Here is a 2595-nt window from a genome sequence, read left to right on the forward strand (position 1 = left end):
AGATGTGTATAAGAGACAGATGTCACGCAGACGACGCGTAATCGGCCCCGGTTTACCGTCACCGATGGTGCGATCATCAAGCGTGACCACCGGCAGAACGAAGGTGGTGGCGGAGCTAATGAAAACCTCTTTGGCGTGATAGGCTTCTTCCGGCGTGAACAACCGCTCTTCCAGCTGGATGCCATCCTGCTCCGCCAACTGCAAGATAGCCTTGCGGGTGATGCCGTGAAGGATGTCGTTGCTGAGAGGGCGGGTCACCACCGTATTATCGTGCAGCACGATATAGCAGTTGCAAGAACTCCCTTCCGTCACAAAGCCGTTTTCCACCATAAAGGCGTCTTCGGCGTTGTGCGCGTGGGCAAATTCTTTCGCGAGACAGGCCGCCAGCAGACTCACGGTTTTGATGTCGCGGCGGTGCCAGCGAATGTCCGGGCAGGTCACCACTCTCAGCCCGCGTTCCGCAACCGGGTTTTCCAGCACCGGTCGAGCCTGAGTAAAAAGAACCAGTGTCGATTTTACATCGGCGCCGGGGAAGTGAAAATCACGATCTCCCGCGTTACCGCGCGTCAGCTGAAGGTAGATAGCGCCTTCCTGCATCTGGTTTTTCTCGATCAATGCCTGATGAATATTTTTTAGCTCTTCAACGCTGACTGGCAGCGTCAGCGATAGCTCCCGACAAGAGCGCTGGAGCCGGGTCATATGACCATCGAACTCGGCCAGTTTGCCGTTGACTACGGCGGTCACCTCATAGACGGCATCCGCGAACAGAAAACCGCGGTCGAACACGGAAACAGACGCTTCCTGCTCCTGCACATAGCGGCCGTCAACATAAACAAGACGTTGCATTACAACACTCCTCTAACTCGTCATTTGGCGCAGCGTATGCGTTAGCCCCATAGTGCCGCGGTAGGTGGGGCGATGAGGCTGCCATCATACTGCAGACCATGATCTCGATCCCGTTGCAACAGCAGAGGGCCGTCCAGATCGACCACCTGAGCACCTTGCGCCACAAAAGTGGCCGGCGCCATCGACAGCGACGTACCGACCATACAGCCGACCATAATCTGCAAGCCTGCTTTTTTGGCTTCGTCGCGTAGGCGTATAGCCTCGGTCAGACCACCTGTTTTATCCAGCTTGATATTAATCATGTCGTAATAGCCAGCGATGGCGGTCAGCGAATCGCAGTCATGGCAGGACTCGTCGGCGCAGATGGGAATGGGATGCGGCAACACCTCGAGTTCGCTGTCTTGTCCGGCGGGGAGTGGCTGCTCAATCATCGTTACGCCCAGCGCCGCCAGCTCGGGCACAAGTTTCAGATACAGTTCGGCGTTCCAGCCCTCGTTGGCATCGACGATCAGGCGCGCATCAGGTGCGCCTTCACGCACGGCAGCCACTCTCGCCAAGTCGTCTTTGTCCGCCAACTTGAGTTTCAGCAACGGTCTGGCGGATTGCCGCTGGGCCGCGAGACGCATGTTGTCCGGCGTATCTAACGACAAGGTGTACGCGGTTTCGAGCACCTCGGGCGCGGATAGCGGCAGCCTCTGCCAAATTCGCTGTCCGGACTGTTTGCATTCCAGATCCCAAAAGGCGCAGTCGACGGCGTTACGCGCCGCGCCCGAGGGCAGACGCTGTTGGAGTGCCATGCGATCCAGCCCGTTACGGAGATCGTCTTCCAACGATCGGATCTGTGCGATCACGCTATCGATAGACTCACCATAGCGCGCATAGGGAACGCACTCGCCATAGCCTGTCGCGCCACCTGCGCTCAGCGCCACGACGACGACATCGGCCTGCGTTTTGCTGCCGCGTGAAATGGTGAAGGTGCCTTGCAGCGGCCAGCTTTCATGAGAAACGTGAAGTGCTGTCATAGGCCTGCCAACTGGTCAACGATGCGTCCAACGCCCTGACGGAAGGGATCGACCACCGGCAGGCCGAACTGGTTTTCCGTCTCGGTAATAAATTTTTGCGCCGCGGCTTCGTCTAACGCCGACGTATTGACGGAGATACCGACGAAACGCGCATTGGGATTGGTCAGATGCGCCATGGAGAGGTTCAGCGCCATACAGGCGGCGAGATCGGGGATCGGATAGTCGACGCCACGCATGGTCTTACGCGTCGGTTCATGACACAGCACCAGCGCATCCGGCTGCGCGCCGTGAATGATGCCGGTAGTCACGCCCGCAAAGGACGGATGAAACAGCGAGCCTTGACCTTCGATCACATCCCAGTGGTCCGCGTCATTGGCTGGCGCAAGCATTTCGACGGCACCGGCGGTAAAATCGGACACCACGGCGTCGATGCTGACGCCCGAGCCGCTAATCAGAATACCGGTCTGGCCGGTTGCCCGAAAGGTCGCCTTTTCTCCGCGCGCAAGCAGCTCTTTTTCAATCGCCAAGGCGGTATACATTTTGCCGCAGGAGCAGTCAGTGCCGACCGGAAGCAGGCGTTTGCCAGTACGTTTGCGACCATTGGCGACAGGAAAGGTTTGTGTTGGGTGGCGAACGTCGAACAGTTGACGTCCCAATTTGGCCGCCAGCGCACTGAGTTCGGGGACGTCGGCAAGACGGTTGTGCAGCCCGGCGGCCAGATCCATAC

At 58.3% G+C, this 2595-nt stretch carries 3 protein-coding genes; all 3 read right to left on the reverse strand.

From position 1 onward, the window contains the following. Positions 1 to 846, reverse strand: an 846-nt coding sequence (locus tag Q7O77_RS16805; protein ID WP_304169892.1) for a D-amino-acid transaminase, incomplete at its 3' end; no start/stop codon positions are given. 41 nt (positions 847 to 887) lie between these two features. Next, on the reverse strand, positions 888 to 1868 hold the full coding sequence (dgcA, locus tag Q7O77_RS16810; protein ID WP_304169894.1) for an N-acetyl-D-Glu racemase DgcA: 981 nt from the start codon (positions 1866 to 1868) through the stop codon (positions 888 to 890). Beyond that, on the reverse strand, positions 1865 to 2595 hold a 731-nt coding region (locus Q7O77_RS16815), incomplete at its 5' end, for a DUF1611 domain-containing protein (protein WP_304169896.1). The genes dgcA and Q7O77_RS16815, both read right to left, overlap by 4 nt.

The sequence above is a fragment of the Lonsdalea britannica genome (assembly GCF_946477055.1).
Taxonomy (GTDB): domain Bacteria; phylum Pseudomonadota; class Gammaproteobacteria; order Enterobacterales; family Enterobacteriaceae; genus Lonsdalea; species Lonsdalea britannica_A.